This is a genomic window from Mycoavidus sp. SF9855, assembly GCF_024582735.1.
Taxonomy (GTDB): domain Bacteria; phylum Pseudomonadota; class Gammaproteobacteria; order Burkholderiales; family Burkholderiaceae; genus Mycoavidus.
The window spans coordinates 1,398,901-1,411,940 of record NZ_CP102085.1 but is presented as its reverse complement, the minus strand read 5'-3'; the positions used below and the strand labels follow the sequence as shown (position 1 = coordinate 1,411,940).

The window sequence follows — 13,040 nt, the reverse complement described above, 5'->3', positions numbered from 1 at the left end:
CATCGCCATTCCGCGATATAACGAATGGCTTGCGGTAGAAGCACTCAAAAGGACCACGCAATGAGCATCCTAGAAACGTTCTATATTCTCTTTGAGGCGGACGCCCAGGCCGTTAAAAAAGGCGCGCAAGAGGCCGAAACCGCCACCGACAAACTGGAAAAGAAAATCCAGCATGCCAATCTGGCTACGACACAACTAGGCAAATCCTTTCAATCTTTGATTGGCGTGGCAACCAGCGCACTAGCAGGTGTGCTGTCAGTAGGTGCATTGGTTTCTGGCGTCGCCCATGCGGTGACAAACGCGAGCGAAATCAGCAAAAGCGCTAACGCGCTAAAGATAGAGTTCGATACGCTGCAGGCATGGAGCGAGGCAGCCAGACGGGCGGGAGGAAGCGGCACCGTATTTAGACAGTCGCTTATCGACCTTAACGAAAAGCTCCATGACTTTGCTAAAACAGGCAAAGGGGAGATCGGCCCATTACTGCAACAACTCGGCGTGCATTTCCGTAATGTGAATGGCACACTCAAAACCACACCGCAGTTACTGCTCGATATCGCCCAATCCTTTGAGCTGCTCAGCAAAACAGAGTCCGCCGAATTAGGCAAAAAAATCGGGCTGGATGAAGCGACCATTGCTTTACTTCAAAAAGGTCAACGCGCCATTGAAGACCAAATTAAGCAACATAAAGCGTTAGGCGTACTTAACAAAGCCGATGCGCAAACCACCAAACAATATACCGAGCAACTAGAAAAGAACAAAGTGGCATTAGATAATCTGGGACAGGTGTTTAGATATCTATTCACGACGATGGCCGTTACTGTTATGCCTGCTCTAACGTGGCTGCTTAAGCAATTCGAAGCCCTCACAAGCTATCTCGCGCAGCACCAAGACCTGGTAAAGGGATTTTTTATCGGACTGGCTGCGGTGCTCACCACACTCTATTTACCCGCCGTTCTGAAAGCCGCCTCCGCTACGTTGGCGCTTGTAGGCCCCTATCTCTTACTAGGTGCCGCGATTGCCGCAGTAGGCGCTGTATTTGCACTGGCCTACGAAGATGTGATGCATTTCCTGGACGGCCAGGATTCCCTGATCGGAGAATTCACCAAACGTTGGTCGTTATTGGGCGAAGTCGTGCGTGTGGTGGCGCATGTTTTCTCGTTCTTATTCGAGCTGGTAAAAGCAGGGCTAACTTTGATCGTAGACCTTATCCATAAACCAGAGAAAGCACTCGAGCGTTTCTCCGCAACCGTACAGGCTACATTTAATACACTGCTTAATAAGATACCCGTGCTCACATCGAGCATAGACGCGATAGGGGGTGTATTCACTCAGGTAGGGAATACCGTAAAGGCTGTATGGGATGGTATCACCGCCGCCATCGATGCGACTATTGGCACTGCCTCGCAAGGCGTGAAGGTTATTGGCCACGCAATAGATAAGGTCAAATCTTTTTTCGGTATCAGCCAGGCTGCGAATGCGCAAAACAGCCGTTTTATGGCCGGTCAGCAGGCGCTGGCGCTCACGTCCATTCCCCTTTCTGCGCAGACGTCAAACAGCATCCTGCACGCAAACCGCACTGTGCGCAAAAACACCAGCGTACAGACCGGACCGATCACTATTCATACGCAAGCGTCCGATGGTGCGGCTATCCAACAGGCACTCAGCAAAGGATTAGAGCGCGAACTGAGCACGACATTACAGCATTTTGATGATGGGGTGGCCGCGTGATTGCCGGATTCTTCCCCACGGCTGCTATCGATGTAGTCGGCTTGTTCGATGATAGCTTTGCGCAGTGTTTTGTTGATGCGAGGCCGATAAAATCAACGGTTAAAGAGGCATCCAAGACGATGGAGCACCCGATTGAGTCGGGCGCAACAATTACCGATCACCGTATTCTTTTGCCGGTCGAAATTGAGCTATCGATGATGCTGCCCTCTACCGCATATCGAAACACCTATGCACAAATCCGAGAAGCCTATCTAAATGGACAGGTTTTCAGCGTGCAAACCAAGGCAGGCCGCTATCCCAATATGTTGATTACGAACATGCCGCACGAGGAAGACCCGGATATTTTCGACTCAATCATGCTCTCACTTAGGCTGAAAGAAGTTTTATTAGTAAAAGCACAATACGAAGACTTGCCCCCTCAAAAGGTGAGAAATAAATCCCATGCCTCGACCGTGCAACGTGGCGAGCAATCGGGAAAGCCGACCAAAAAGCAATCCACGCTTCACGAGCTCTTATTTTGAAACCATCACCATGATGCAGATTCCGCTTATTGCTACTGCGAATCAATCGCTATCCATTCGGTTAGAGGATCGCCGCTACGAGATCACGATACAGGCGACAGCGGGCGTAATGGCCGCCACCATTACCCGCGATGAAACTTTGCTTGTACAAAGCCTGCGATGTCATCCTAGGGCGATGCTGTTACCAAGCTATAAGGAAGATGACAGTGGAAATTTCATATTTGACACCGAGAACGGCGAATATCCAGACTATACGAAATTTGAGAGTACCCACGCTTTGTTATATGTGAGCCATGCCGAGTTGGAAACCAGCCGTGAATGAACTCGATCCGCGCATTGTTCGTATTGGCATCGAGATCAACGGTAAGTTAAAGACTTATGACAACCTAACAATCAGCGCCAGCGGTACCAAATTCGCTAATACGTTGCAAAATGAGGCCGATATTCGGGTAGCGAACTTATCAAAACCAGACCGTGAATATCTGCTGACAGAGACCAGTCCATTTAATCAGAATCGCACCCCCAAGCGCATTATGCTTTATGCAGGCCGCCGTTCTACAGGCTTATCGCTGGTGTTTGTTGGCGATATTTCAAGCTGCCTACCGTCACAGCCACCCGATATCACACTGATATTTAAAGCTTCGACTGGACAGTTTCAAAAGGGCAACATCATCGCCCGCAGCCAAGCGGAAAAAGTTCCGCTTCTCACCATTGCACAACAAATTGCAGATGATCTTGGGCTGGCATTGCGTTTTGAAGCGATAGATAAGCATATCGCTAACTATGCTTTTACGGGCAGCGCGCTTAAACAAATCGAGCGGTTAGGCGAAGTGGGCGGCGTGAACGCTTTCGTGGATGACCAAACATTAGTCGTAAAAAATAGCCATACCCCATTACGCAGCGAAGCACGTCTAATAAGCGAGTCCACAGGGATGATTGGCATTCCCGAACTCACTGAATACGGCGTCAAAGTGAAATATCTTTTAGATAAGACAACGCGCCTAGGCGGCGCATTGACTGTAGATAGCACACTCAACCCCGCTGCATTGGGCCATTACGTCATCTTTAAATTGCATTTTGAAATCGCCAACCGTGATACCCCCTTTTACTGGATCGCGGAGGCTAAACGCATAGGGCCAAATTGATGAACGATAACGCAATTCCCAGCCACGATCCCGCCAATGCAGGCGGATTAGCGGGCACATTGCGCGAAGTGTTTAAAAAATTCATGCAAGGTGTCGATGATATGTTACCTGCGAAGATCGTTACGTATGACCACAGGCGCAACGTTGCCACCGTGCAGCCCCAAATTAGGGTATTGACGACGGAGAACGAGACCGTATCGCGCCCATTGCTTGTAAGCGTACCTGTTTTGGCCCTGGGTGGCGGGGATTTTGTGTTAAGTTTTCCCCTGAAACCAGGGGACACTGGCTGGATTAAAGCCAATGATCGAGATATTTCCCTTTATCTGCAATCCGGCACAGAAGCAGGACCCAACACCCAACGCTTGCATTCATTTTCAGATGGTTTGTTCATCCCCCATGTGATGGGTCATTACACGCTGGCAGAGGAAGATGCCACTCATGCGGTGCTACAAAGCACGGATGGCGCAGTCCGTATTTCTCTTTCATCCGACAAGATCAAAATAACCGCACCGACTATTGAGTTGCAGGCAGCAGAGGTGAATTGCACTGGCAATTTCACGACAAATGGCCGTGTAATTGGACGCGGCGGCGTAACCTTTGGTGACACGCCTGCTGAGAGTCACTGCCATAACGGCGTTCGTAGCGGTATTGACATAAGCGGGGGGCCAGTTTGAAAAGCCTTGCAACGAATCAACGTAATGACCTCTATCTCGGTACTGATGGCATGTTAGCTGTAGTACGTGGAATCGAAGCCATCAAGCAAAACTGTCAGCACGCGATGCAGGCCCAATTGGGCGAAATGGTACTTGCCTTAGATCGGGGGATGCCTCTGCGGGAAGTCGTCTGGCACAACACCAATCTAGCGCAGTTTGAGGCCCATGCGCGACAAACACTACGCGCAATCGATGGGGTGATCGATATTCGAACCTTTGAAGTGGCTATTGTTAACGACACATTACGCTATCACGCCACTATTAAAACCGTTTTCGGCCTAACCGATCTGGCGAACTATGGCTAAGCCTTATGATTATTTGACGCATACCGGCGTGATGGTGCCGGATACCGCTACCGTATTAGAAACCATACAAAACGAATGGCGCAGCGTATTCGGCAATAATTTGTCCGTTGAGGCAGAAACGCCGCAAGGCGTGCTGATGACCGCGGACGCGCTAGGGCGTAATGCGGTGATACGCAACAATGCCGCCCTGGCCAACCAGATAAACCCCAACCAGGCAGGCGGGGTATTTCTAGATGCGATATGCGCGTTAACAGGGCTAGAGCGCGCAAAGGCGACCCGTTCCACCCTTGCAAACGTAGACATTACAGGCGTCCCGCATACGTTCATTGACGAAGGCGCGCGAGCACGCACGCAAGCCGGAGATTTATTTAGCACCATTAGCGCAACTCGGCTATCTCAAGATGGAACGGGAAAAGTAGATTTTCATTCCGTCGAATACGGCCCGATTGCCGCAACCGCGGGTGCGCTAGTGCATATTGTCGATAACGTGCTTGGTTGGGAAACCGTCTATAACGCTGAGAATGCAACACTTGGACAAAGTGAGCAATCCGACGAAAGTTTACGTGCGCAGCGCAAGCGCACGCTCGCTTTACAAGGGATATCCCTTTCTGAGGCAATCACCTCTGCCCTGTCTGCGATAGAAGGCGTAAAAAGTCTGCAATTTCGAGAAAACACCGAGAGCGTGGCACAAATCATCGACGGCGTGTCGATGAAACCACACTCGATATGGGTATGTGTAGATGGAGGAATGGATACCGATATTGCACAGGCACTGTTGAAGAATAAGAGCGCGGGCGCGGGTTGGAATGGCGCGGTGGCTCTTCAAGCTATCAACACCGCTTCAGGGCAGGCATACAGCGTGTTATTTGATCGGCCAACCCCTCGCCATTTCCTAGTATGTGTCAAGGTACGTATTGATTCGTCCGTTACTGACCCACAAAATGCCGTGCGCGATGCAATCACGACCTATGCCGAAAACCAGCTTGAAAATGACAAGGGTTTTAGGTTGGGGACGAGTGTCTCCCCGTTTGAGCTTGCCACCGCGGTTAACCGTGGTGTGCCAGGTATTTACGTACAGGAAGTAAAAATCTCTAACCACAAGCCGGTTGAATACGTAACCACTGAAATTAAGCTCAACATGTGGGAAAAGGCATTTATCACGCCCTCAGCTATCCAGGTAGTCGTACTATGAAAATCCAATCGTTCGATTTTTCCATCGACCTATTGCAGGCGCTGCTTTGGCAATACAACGATGCCGATAATCTGCGAGGCCTGCTTGAGCATAAACAAGCGTGGTACGCGAATAACCATACGGAATTTTGGGAAAGCTGGATACGGGATATTTTTGATTTACGTACTGCTAACGATTTTGGGCTCTCGGTGTGGTCTGCCTTACTGGGCGTACCGTTAAGCGTGACAGTAGACCCGACCCAGTCAGGCACACCCGTATTTGGGTTTGGTGCTGTTAATAAAAATTTCGGGCATGGCAGTTTCGGAAGTCAATCTTCCTCAACGGTCAAACTGACGCTAGAACAAAAACGTACCGTATTACGGTTGCGCTACTTTCAGCTCGTCTCACGCGGTACGATCCCTGAAATTAACCAATTTATGAAAGTGCTATTGGGCGATCAAGGGCCGGTCTATGTGCTGGATACGCACGATATGAGCTACGTTATTTATGTATTCACGTATCAGCCGAGCCCGGGGCTGGCATTCATACTCGATCACTACGACTTATTACCGCGCCCAGCAGGGGTCGGCGTGCGCCGGATTATTACCACTCGGCCTTCATTTGGTTTGGGTATGCAGAATAAAAATTTTGAGCATGGAACCTTTTTAAGATGAGCGCCCTACGGCCGTACGCATGAAATACCCATTTTTTTAGATACACCCCTGAGCAAAATATTCAGGCCAATATCGGGTGTACGAACCTTACTTACAGAGTATAGGATCCGGCTGAGCGATAAGATTTGCGTTCGCCGTGCTTCTAGAGAAAAGGGAGGTTTGCATAATGATGCGTATTAATACGGCATGTACTATTGCGCATCCCCCTATTGAAGCAAAGACGATATCTGAAAAAAAAGCGACTTCCTATGAGGAAAAGCCCGTCAGTGCAGGTAGTAGCGCATCCTCGATAGGCAGTAGAAATAATACATGTAGCGAAGGAACGCTTGTCGAGCGTGCAGAATTAGACCATCTAGAATATGAGGTAGTCGAAGGGGCCGTAGATTTATTTTCTTTTCCAGAGTCTGCGAATGAAGAGACATCAAAAATTGCATTTGATCTTAATGGTATCAATGTACTTTTTGACACTGAATTGGATATGCATGCGCATGACATATTACGCGATACACTGAGCGATGCTTTTAAGCGGTTTGAAAAATGCAATAAAGCGGTTCATACTTCTTGGGCCAAAAACCAGTTTCTTTCTGCCGATGAAAGCACTGCTCTTAAAGCGGAGATGGAACAGGCCAGTAAGTTATTAGTTTGTCTTCATCAAATTTGCAAAGATGTGCACCACATAAAGAATGAAATAGACTGGATTACAGAACCCGTCCTCACTGCTTTATCCGGTGAGACAGAAAATCAAGAAATGGTCCTGTTGCCCGAAGAATTTACTACGATGTTATTAGAGCAAGTTCACGATAGTATTTCTGTGCATGTCCTTAATATCTGGGTGGTGCAAGACCTGATAGAAAAGCACGTAGAACAAATTGACAGGTTTCTAGCCCTTGACGAAAACACCCCGCCCAAGTCTGGTCTATTAGAGCGGGCTTCCTTTATATTAACGGCGATACCGGGTTTATTAGGGGGGTTGGGTTCGTTAATAGCGCATGTTTTGGGAGCAACATTTGTATTATCTTTTCTTCCTTTAGTAGCGGGGGGAATAACATCCTGCATCGCTTTGTTGTTTCTTGTTTTAAATTTATCAAAATATGCTCCTACTGAAAAAATTACGCAGCTTACAGAAGAGCGAATAGAACTGAACAAAAACGTCTTTAGACCCGTATTAGATTTATTGAAAAAGGCAAAAAAAATGAATAGTGGTGGGAGTGGAAGAATTCCTGATGTGGCAAATCAGCCTGCAACTTTTGCAGCAGTGTATAAATTTAATAAACCGATTCAAGATAATACTGCTGCCATTCTTAACAAATTAGAGGCTATTGAAACACAAGATAATACTGTAGCCATTCTAAATAAATTAGAAGCTATTGAAGCTAATCAGCAAAAGCAGGATCAAAAATATTTAACTCGTGAAGAAGCTAAATCACTATTAGAAAGATATGGTGCAAGATCACGTGCTACTTCAATAACATCGTTAAACTCCAACTCTTCCAACGACTCCCAAGCCACCACCCTAGTAGGTTCCACGTCCAACTCACGCCCCAACACACCTCCTAATCTGGAGCAAGCGAAAAAGATTGAAGAGTTGGAGGAGATTATTAAGCGGCAAGAAGAAAGACATACTCATGAATTAGCCGAAATAAGAGAAAAGCAAAATGAGATGATGGCATTTTTAAAGGCAAAATTGGCATGAGCGTTCGAGCATTAAAATAAATCCCATTTTTTCTTGTTTTAAATTTATCAAAATATGCTCCTACTGAAAAAATTACGCAGCTTACAGAAGAGCGAATAGAACTGAACAAAAACGTCTTTAGACCCGTATTAGATTTATTGAAAAAGGCAAAAAAAATGAATAGTGGTGGGAGTGGAGGAATTCCTGATGTGGCAAATCATCCTGCAACTTTTGCAGCAATGTATAAATTTAACAAACCGATTCAAGATAATACTGCTGCCATTCTTAATAAATTAGAGGCTATTGAAATACAAGATAATACTGTAGCCATTCTAAACGAGTTAAAAGATATTAAAGCTAATCAACAACAGCAGGATGCAAAATATTTGACTCGTGAAGAAGCTAAATCGCTATTAGAAAGATATGGTGCAAGATCACGTGCTACTTCAATAACATCGTTAAACTCCAACTCTTCCAACGACTCCCAAGCCACCACCCTAGTAGGTTCCACGTCCAGCTCGCGCCCCAACACACCTCCTAATCTGGAGCAAGCGAAAAAGATTGAAGAGTTGGAGGAGATTATTAAGCGGCAAGATCAGAAGATTAGTGGATTAGAAACTACCCTTACTCATGTAAATTCGAACCTTGAGCAAATGCAGGCTTCCCAGTTAACAGAGGAAAAATTGGCAAATATGCTTGGGAAATTTTTGAATCCAAATAATTTAGGATGAAAAAATTACTATAAAAGAAAGGCTGAATAAAAATAATTATTCAATAAGCCTCATTGAAAAAGCCCTCCTAGAGGGCTTTTTTTTTGGGGCAAAGTTGGGAGGAGCAATGCAACAAAAATTCTTCATAAAACCATTTGCAGCGGCAGGCGATTGCGAAAGCGTCCCAAACCGCACCCAAATTACCGGCGACGTTAGCTATGAACAAGGCTATGGGTACGATTATCAACGCGACCCAGCAACCGACTCACTTGCCAAACCCATCGAACGCACGAAGCTTAACGCCATATTCCACGACATTACTCAGGTGCTACAGCAATATCAGGTAGACGGGACGCCTGAATGGATTGCGAAAACGGATAACGAGGGCAAAGCCTATCCCTATGCAAAATGCGCACGGGTGCGCTATCGAACAAAAGATACCGACCCTTGGGAAATATACGAATCTTTGATCGATAACAACACTGCGACACCCAGCAATGCGAAGAAATGGGCGCGTACGGTGTCGGAGGTCGCCTCGCAAGAGCAAGCCCTTGCAGGAACCGACAACAGCACGATCATGACACCGTTACGGGTGGCGCAGGCCTATGCAACGCAACAATTTGTGACGTCAAATTATGCACGCACGGATTATGTGGATACCCACTATCTGAAACCGGAAGAGGCAGATACACGCTACCTGAATCCTCAGCAAGGCGATCGCCGGTATGTGCGGCGAGAAGAGCGGACTTTTCCAGAGCTCAAGCCGAATTATCAAGTGCTACCGAGTGGCTTGATTTTGCAATGGAATAAGGCGGTATTAGATGCTGATGATAGTGAAATTTGGTTCCCACTGAGTTTTCCAAATGCGGTATTTACGGTTCAGCTTAGCTTTATTGACACAACGCCTGCATCGAGCCTTTATTACAGTATTCGAGATCAAACTAAATTTTTTGCAGCCGCTGTTACTCACGAGGGCAATCACTATCCCGGGAATATCAGTTGGTTTGCGATTGGCCATTAAAAATAAGCGGGAGATCAGACAATGACACTGTATTACTCAGCAACAACCGGCGGCTTTTACGATAGCGACGTACACGTTACGCTACCTGCTGATAGGGTTGAGATCACGTCTCAGACACATCAAGCCCTACTCACTGCTAATGCGCAAGGCGCACGTATTGCTGCCGATGCGCACGGCTATCCACAAGCGATCTTCCCCACGTCAGATAAAGCATGAGCCACGCTCCAAGAGGCCACATTCGTCGCTTCGCTGAAATGGCTTAATTTTAATTAAAAGGGGGACATGCCTAATACAAAGAAAATGAAGCGGCATAAGAAAGAAAGGATTTATTTATTTTTATGGCGTTACACATTTTCGGAGTGCAGTATGAAACAAAAATTCTTTACCAAACCCTTTGCCATACTCGGTGATCGGGAAGCTGTCCCCAACGACACCCAAATTACCGGCGATGTGAGCTATGAACAAGGGTATGGCTACGATTATCAGCGCGACCAAGCAATCGACCCACTCGCCAAACCCATCGAACGCACGAAGCTTAACGCCATATTCTACGAAATTACCGACGTATTGCAGCAATATCAAGCGTGCGGCACGCCTGAATGGGTGAGTGCAACCGATAATGACGGCGAACCTTTCCCCTATGCGCAAGGCGCACGCGTACGCTATCGCACAAACGAAACGGAGCCCTGGAGCCTGTACGAATCCTTAGGGGATCACAACACCACTGCACCCAGCGACCCTGAAAAATGGATGCGTGTCGTGTCAGCGATTGCTTCCGTAGAGCAAGCTGTAGACGGCACCGATAACCACTCCATTATGACGCCGCTTCGCGTTGCACAAGTCATTGATGTCTCTATTGCCTTCGCAATTGCCTCTGAAAGAGAAGCCGTTGAAGGCCTAGACAACAAAACCATCATGACACCGCTACGCGTTAAACAAGCGATAGCCGCATCCTCACACCATGTTGGACAAATTGTATTTGAAGCGCGCACCAACGCACGCGCAGGCTATCTCAAATGCGATGGGGCGGAAATTGACCGAAAGACCTATTCCAACCTCTGGGAATATGCCTTGGCGAGCGGTGCACTAGTCGATGAAGCAGAATGGCACAAAGACAAATATGGCTGTTTTTCATCCGGAGATGGAGTTAGCACCTTTCGCATTCCCGACTTGCGAGGTGAATTTATTCGGTGTTGGGACGATGGGCGCGGGGTAGATCAAGGGCGGCATATTGGCAGTTGGCAATCTAACATGACTCTAGTACCTTACCGGGGGCCAGGTCACGGTGGTGGAGCGTTCATGAGCAGTTGGCAAACTGGAGCTACTGAATCACATAACCACAACGCACCTAAGGAAGAAGCGGGTACACCTAACCCGGGTGGTACTGCCGAGAACGAAACCCGCCCACGCAATATTGCGCTACTGGCCATGATTCGATATTAGCCTATGCAAGCATGAACCCAGCCTCAAGCTGGGTTTTTTTGTGACTACCCAACCTCAAAAAAATATGACCGAAACCTTTGATATGGCGGCGCTCACATTCGAGTTGAAACGTGATGAAGGGCAGCGCCTCAAGCCTTATCTGGATACCGTCGGAAAAATGACGATTGGCGTAGGGCGCAATCTAAGCGATATCGGTATTTCTCATAGCGAATGCACCACCCTTTTAGAAAACGATATAGCAAGAACGCTGACGTGGCTCGATCACGCTCTCCCCTGGTGGAGGACTTTAGATATGGTACGGCAGCGTGTCTTAATCAATATGGCCTTCAATCTGGGCGGGAAACTCCTTACTTTCGTTGACACATTAACCGCGATGCAAGGCGCTGATTATGCGGCAGCAGCTAACGGTATGCTCGCCTCGAAATGGGCGAAACAAGTTGGCGCAAGGTCACAACGCCTAACCAACATGATGCGCACTGGAAAAGCATAAGGGAGAAAGTGAGATACAGAGCGAAGCAATGATGGCTGACCGTGTACCGACCGCATACGTTTTTATGGGAAAAATATGGATCTTCAAGAACAAAATCGAACAATAGTAACCCTGGCCGCAATAGGTGCCGCTATCGCAATTGGGAAATTACTCACGGGTGGCGAGAAAATCACCACTCGGCTTATTATTGGACGGATCATCGTAGGCGCAGGACTGAGTATCGCTGCTAGCTCGGTCCTGATGCTCTTTCCTGAATTGCCCTTAATGGCAATTACGGGCCTAGGCGCAGCTTTGGGGATTCTTGGACAATCTTATCTCGAGTTGATCGTACAGCGCTGGTTTAAAAAACATCCGAGTCAAGATGTGGATTGATTGGATAACACCACGGCCCCGATTATTGGGCGTTGCAATGGCTGCATTCAGCCTGGGTGTGTGGTGTGCGGGTTCTTTTTATTATGGGCCGCGTATTCAAAAAGAACACTCAGCATTGGTGCACTATAAAGCGCAGCTTGCTATAGCGCACGCCGAACTTACACAAGCGCAGTACAAACTCGCTACTCGCATTGAGATTCAATACCGCAACCGCATCAAAATCATTAAAGAAAAAGGCGACACGCTAATTAAGGAAATACCCGTCTATGTTACGCAAGCTGATGCTGTCCATTTTGGCGTTAACGTTGGCTTCGTGCGCCACTACAACGCCGCATTTACCGGCGAGCCTGCCGGACCTTCCGCCCAGTCTGACCGAGAACCCGCCAATATTTCGCTTGCTGAAATTGCAGCAATCAATGCCTTCAACGCTAGCGTCTGCTGGCAGTGGCGCGAACAGACGCTTGGATTAAGGGCATTCTATCGACAGTTGCAGCAAACGCAGCAGTCCGCTATAGCAGAGGATCGGCGCTCCTCCTCAAGCTGGCAAAATAGCACCCGTTGAAATTGAGATATTTATAACTTTCCCTGTGTCCATTTCGGTCAGCGAAAGTATCCCCTGTTCATCATTGATAGTCCAATCTGTAACAATGTCTGTGGGAACATCCCATATCTCTGTTAAGTCTCTCGTAACAACTTGCGCACCTATTTCATGAACAATGCAAAGGTTTCCATTTTTCAATAGTGCCATGTCAAAAAAGTCTCCATTTAGCCACAACAATCGGCTTTCAATAGTTGGGGATGGTTGGATAGTAGACACCGCTGCTAAGTAAGAATCAAAGGCTACATATAGAGTTTGATGTCTTTCGACAAGCAGCAATTTAGGTTTTACAATCATACGTGCAATTGCCACACCAAGCCCAAAATCAAATTCATTTGAATCAGATTCAATCGCATAGCATTCATTAATTGCTTGGTGCTTAGAACCCAAGATTAGCCATTTCTCATACTTATCCTGAAGTGCTTGCTCAAGGTCCCTCACACGACCAAAAGATTCAGTCATAGAAATCATCATTAT

17 protein-coding genes are annotated in these 13,040 nt (G+C 47.4%); 16 read left to right on the top strand and 1 reads right to left on the bottom strand.

Features of this window, described 5'->3' with window-relative positions; translation table 11 throughout:
• The first annotated feature begins 60 nt into the window (after positions 1-60).
• The 16 genes from NQD60_RS05445 (at position 61) to NQD60_RS05370 (ending at position 12,527) form a co-directional block, all read left to right on the top strand.
• Positions 61-1,728: a hypothetical protein gene (locus NQD60_RS05445; protein ID WP_257099977.1), complete on the top strand. Its 1,668-nt coding sequence runs from the start codon at positions 61-63 to the stop codon at positions 1,726-1,728.
• Positions 1,725-2,249, top strand: a complete 525-nt coding sequence (locus tag NQD60_RS05440; RefSeq protein WP_257099976.1) for a phage baseplate protein — start codon at positions 1,725-1,727, stop codon at positions 2,247-2,249. The genes NQD60_RS05445 and NQD60_RS05440 overlap by 4 nt, the downstream gene beginning before the upstream one ends.
• Positions 2,250-2,259: 10 nt before the next feature.
• Positions 2,260-2,571, top strand: coding sequence for a hypothetical protein (locus NQD60_RS05435; RefSeq protein WP_257099975.1), 312 nt, complete (start codon positions 2,260-2,262; stop codon positions 2,569-2,571).
• Positions 2,543-3,394: a hypothetical protein gene (locus NQD60_RS05430; protein WP_257099974.1), complete on the top strand. Its 852-nt coding sequence runs from the start codon at positions 2,543-2,545 to the stop codon at positions 3,392-3,394. The genes NQD60_RS05435 and NQD60_RS05430 overlap by 29 nt, the downstream gene beginning before the upstream one ends.
• Positions 3,394-4,068: a Gp138 family membrane-puncturing spike protein gene (locus tag NQD60_RS05425; RefSeq protein ID WP_257099973.1), complete on the top strand. Its 675-nt coding sequence runs from the start codon at positions 3,394-3,396 to the stop codon at positions 4,066-4,068. The genes NQD60_RS05430 and NQD60_RS05425 overlap by 1 nt, the downstream gene beginning before the upstream one ends.
• 50 nt (positions 4,069-4,118) lie before the next feature.
• Positions 4,119-4,412 (top strand): hypothetical protein, encoded by a 294-nt coding sequence (locus tag NQD60_RS05420; protein ID WP_257099972.1) that lies wholly within the window; start codon positions 4,119-4,121, stop codon positions 4,410-4,412.
• Complete coding sequence (locus NQD60_RS05415) at positions 4,405-5,604, top strand: baseplate J/gp47 family protein (protein WP_257099971.1); 1,200 nt, start codon at positions 4,405-4,407, stop codon at positions 5,602-5,604. The genes NQD60_RS05420 and NQD60_RS05415 overlap by 8 nt, the downstream gene beginning before the upstream one ends.
• The gene (locus tag NQD60_RS05410) at positions 5,601-6,257 is read left to right on the top strand and encodes a DUF2612 domain-containing protein (RefSeq protein WP_257099970.1); all 657 of its coding nucleotides are present in this window, start codon (positions 5,601-5,603) and stop codon (positions 6,255-6,257) included. The genes NQD60_RS05415 and NQD60_RS05410 overlap by 4 nt, the downstream gene beginning before the upstream one ends.
• A 166-nt stretch (positions 6,258-6,423) precedes the next feature.
• Positions 6,424-7,950 (top strand): hypothetical protein, encoded by a 1,527-nt coding sequence (locus tag NQD60_RS05405; RefSeq protein WP_257099969.1) that lies wholly within the window; start codon positions 6,424-6,426, stop codon positions 7,948-7,950.
• A gap of 155 nt (positions 7,951-8,105) precedes the next feature.
• Entirely contained in the window at positions 8,106-8,660 is a 555-nt protein-coding gene (locus tag NQD60_RS05400) for a hypothetical protein (protein WP_257099968.1), read from the top strand.
• Positions 8,661-8,766: 106 nt separating this feature from the next.
• Positions 8,767-9,660 (top strand): hypothetical protein, encoded by an 894-nt coding sequence (locus NQD60_RS05395; protein ID WP_257099967.1) that lies wholly within the window; start codon positions 8,767-8,769, stop codon positions 9,658-9,660.
• 21 nt (positions 9,661-9,681) lie between these two features.
• Entirely contained in the window at positions 9,682-9,876 is a 195-nt protein-coding gene (locus NQD60_RS05390; RefSeq protein WP_257099966.1) for a hypothetical protein, read from the top strand.
• A gap of 150 nt (positions 9,877-10,026) precedes the next feature.
• On the top strand, positions 10,027-11,103 hold the full coding sequence (locus NQD60_RS05385; RefSeq protein ID WP_257099965.1) for a phage tail protein: 1,077 nt from the start codon (positions 10,027-10,029) through the stop codon (positions 11,101-11,103).
• A 64-nt stretch (positions 11,104-11,167) separates the two neighbouring features.
• Positions 11,168-11,593 (top strand): lysozyme, encoded by a 426-nt coding sequence (locus NQD60_RS05380; RefSeq protein ID WP_257099964.1) that lies wholly within the window; start codon positions 11,168-11,170, stop codon positions 11,591-11,593.
• Between the two features lie 75 nt (positions 11,594-11,668).
• Positions 11,669-11,965: a phage holin family protein gene (locus tag NQD60_RS05375; protein WP_257099963.1), complete on the top strand. Its 297-nt coding sequence runs from the start codon at positions 11,669-11,671 to the stop codon at positions 11,963-11,965.
• A gap of 37 nt (positions 11,966-12,002) precedes the next feature.
• Positions 12,003-12,527, top strand: coding sequence for a hypothetical protein (locus tag NQD60_RS05370; protein ID WP_257099962.1), 525 nt, complete (start codon positions 12,003-12,005; stop codon positions 12,525-12,527).
• Here the strand turns inward: NQD60_RS05370 and NQD60_RS05365 are convergent.
• Positions 12,501-13,037 (bottom strand): hypothetical protein, encoded by a 537-nt coding sequence (locus NQD60_RS05365; RefSeq protein ID WP_257099961.1) that lies wholly within the window; start codon positions 13,035-13,037, stop codon positions 12,501-12,503. The two genes, NQD60_RS05370 and NQD60_RS05365, sit on opposite strands and share 27 nt — an antisense overlap.
• Between the last annotated feature and the right edge of the window lie 3 nt (positions 13,038-13,040).

Bases quoted from the DNA above. Each gene is read 5' to 3' on its own strand.
- NQD60_RS05445 (WP_257099977.1), top strand. From the start codon at position 61: ATGAGCATCCTAGAAACGTTCTATATTCTCTTTGAGGCGGACGCCCAG.
- NQD60_RS05435 (WP_257099975.1), top strand. From the start codon at position 2,260: ATGATGCAGATTCCGCTTATTGCTACTGCGAATCAATCGCTATCCATT.
- NQD60_RS05430 (WP_257099974.1), top strand. From the start codon at position 2,543: ATGCCGAGTTGGAAACCAGCCGTGAATGAACTCGATCCGCGCATTGTT.
- NQD60_RS05425 (WP_257099973.1), top strand. From the start codon at position 3,394: ATGAACGATAACGCAATTCCCAGCCACGATCCCGCCAATGCAGGCGGA.
- NQD60_RS05420 (WP_257099972.1), top strand. From the start codon at position 4,119: ATGTTAGCTGTAGTACGTGGAATCGAAGCCATCAAGCAAAACTGTCAG.
- NQD60_RS05415 (WP_257099971.1), top strand. From the start codon at position 4,405: ATGGCTAAGCCTTATGATTATTTGACGCATACCGGCGTGATGGTGCCG.
- NQD60_RS05410 (WP_257099970.1), top strand. From the start codon at position 5,601: ATGAAAATCCAATCGTTCGATTTTTCCATCGACCTATTGCAGGCGCTG.
- NQD60_RS05405 (WP_257099969.1), top strand. From the start codon at position 6,424: ATGATGCGTATTAATACGGCATGTACTATTGCGCATCCCCCTATTGAA.
- NQD60_RS05400 (WP_257099968.1), top strand. From the start codon at position 8,106: ATGAATAGTGGTGGGAGTGGAGGAATTCCTGATGTGGCAAATCATCCT.
- NQD60_RS05395 (WP_257099967.1), top strand. From the start codon at position 8,767: ATGCAACAAAAATTCTTCATAAAACCATTTGCAGCGGCAGGCGATTGC.
- NQD60_RS05390 (WP_257099966.1), top strand. From the start codon at position 9,682: ATGACACTGTATTACTCAGCAACAACCGGCGGCTTTTACGATAGCGAC.
- NQD60_RS05385 (WP_257099965.1), top strand. From the start codon at position 10,027: ATGAAACAAAAATTCTTTACCAAACCCTTTGCCATACTCGGTGATCGG.
- NQD60_RS05380 (WP_257099964.1), top strand. From the start codon at position 11,168: ATGACCGAAACCTTTGATATGGCGGCGCTCACATTCGAGTTGAAACGT.
- NQD60_RS05375 (WP_257099963.1), top strand. From the start codon at position 11,669: ATGGATCTTCAAGAACAAAATCGAACAATAGTAACCCTGGCCGCAATA.
- NQD60_RS05370 (WP_257099962.1), top strand. From the start codon at position 12,003: ATGGCTGCATTCAGCCTGGGTGTGTGGTGTGCGGGTTCTTTTTATTAT.
- NQD60_RS05365 (WP_257099961.1), bottom strand. From the start codon at position 13,037: ATGATGATTTCTATGACTGAATCTTTTGGTCGTGTGAGGGACCTTGAG.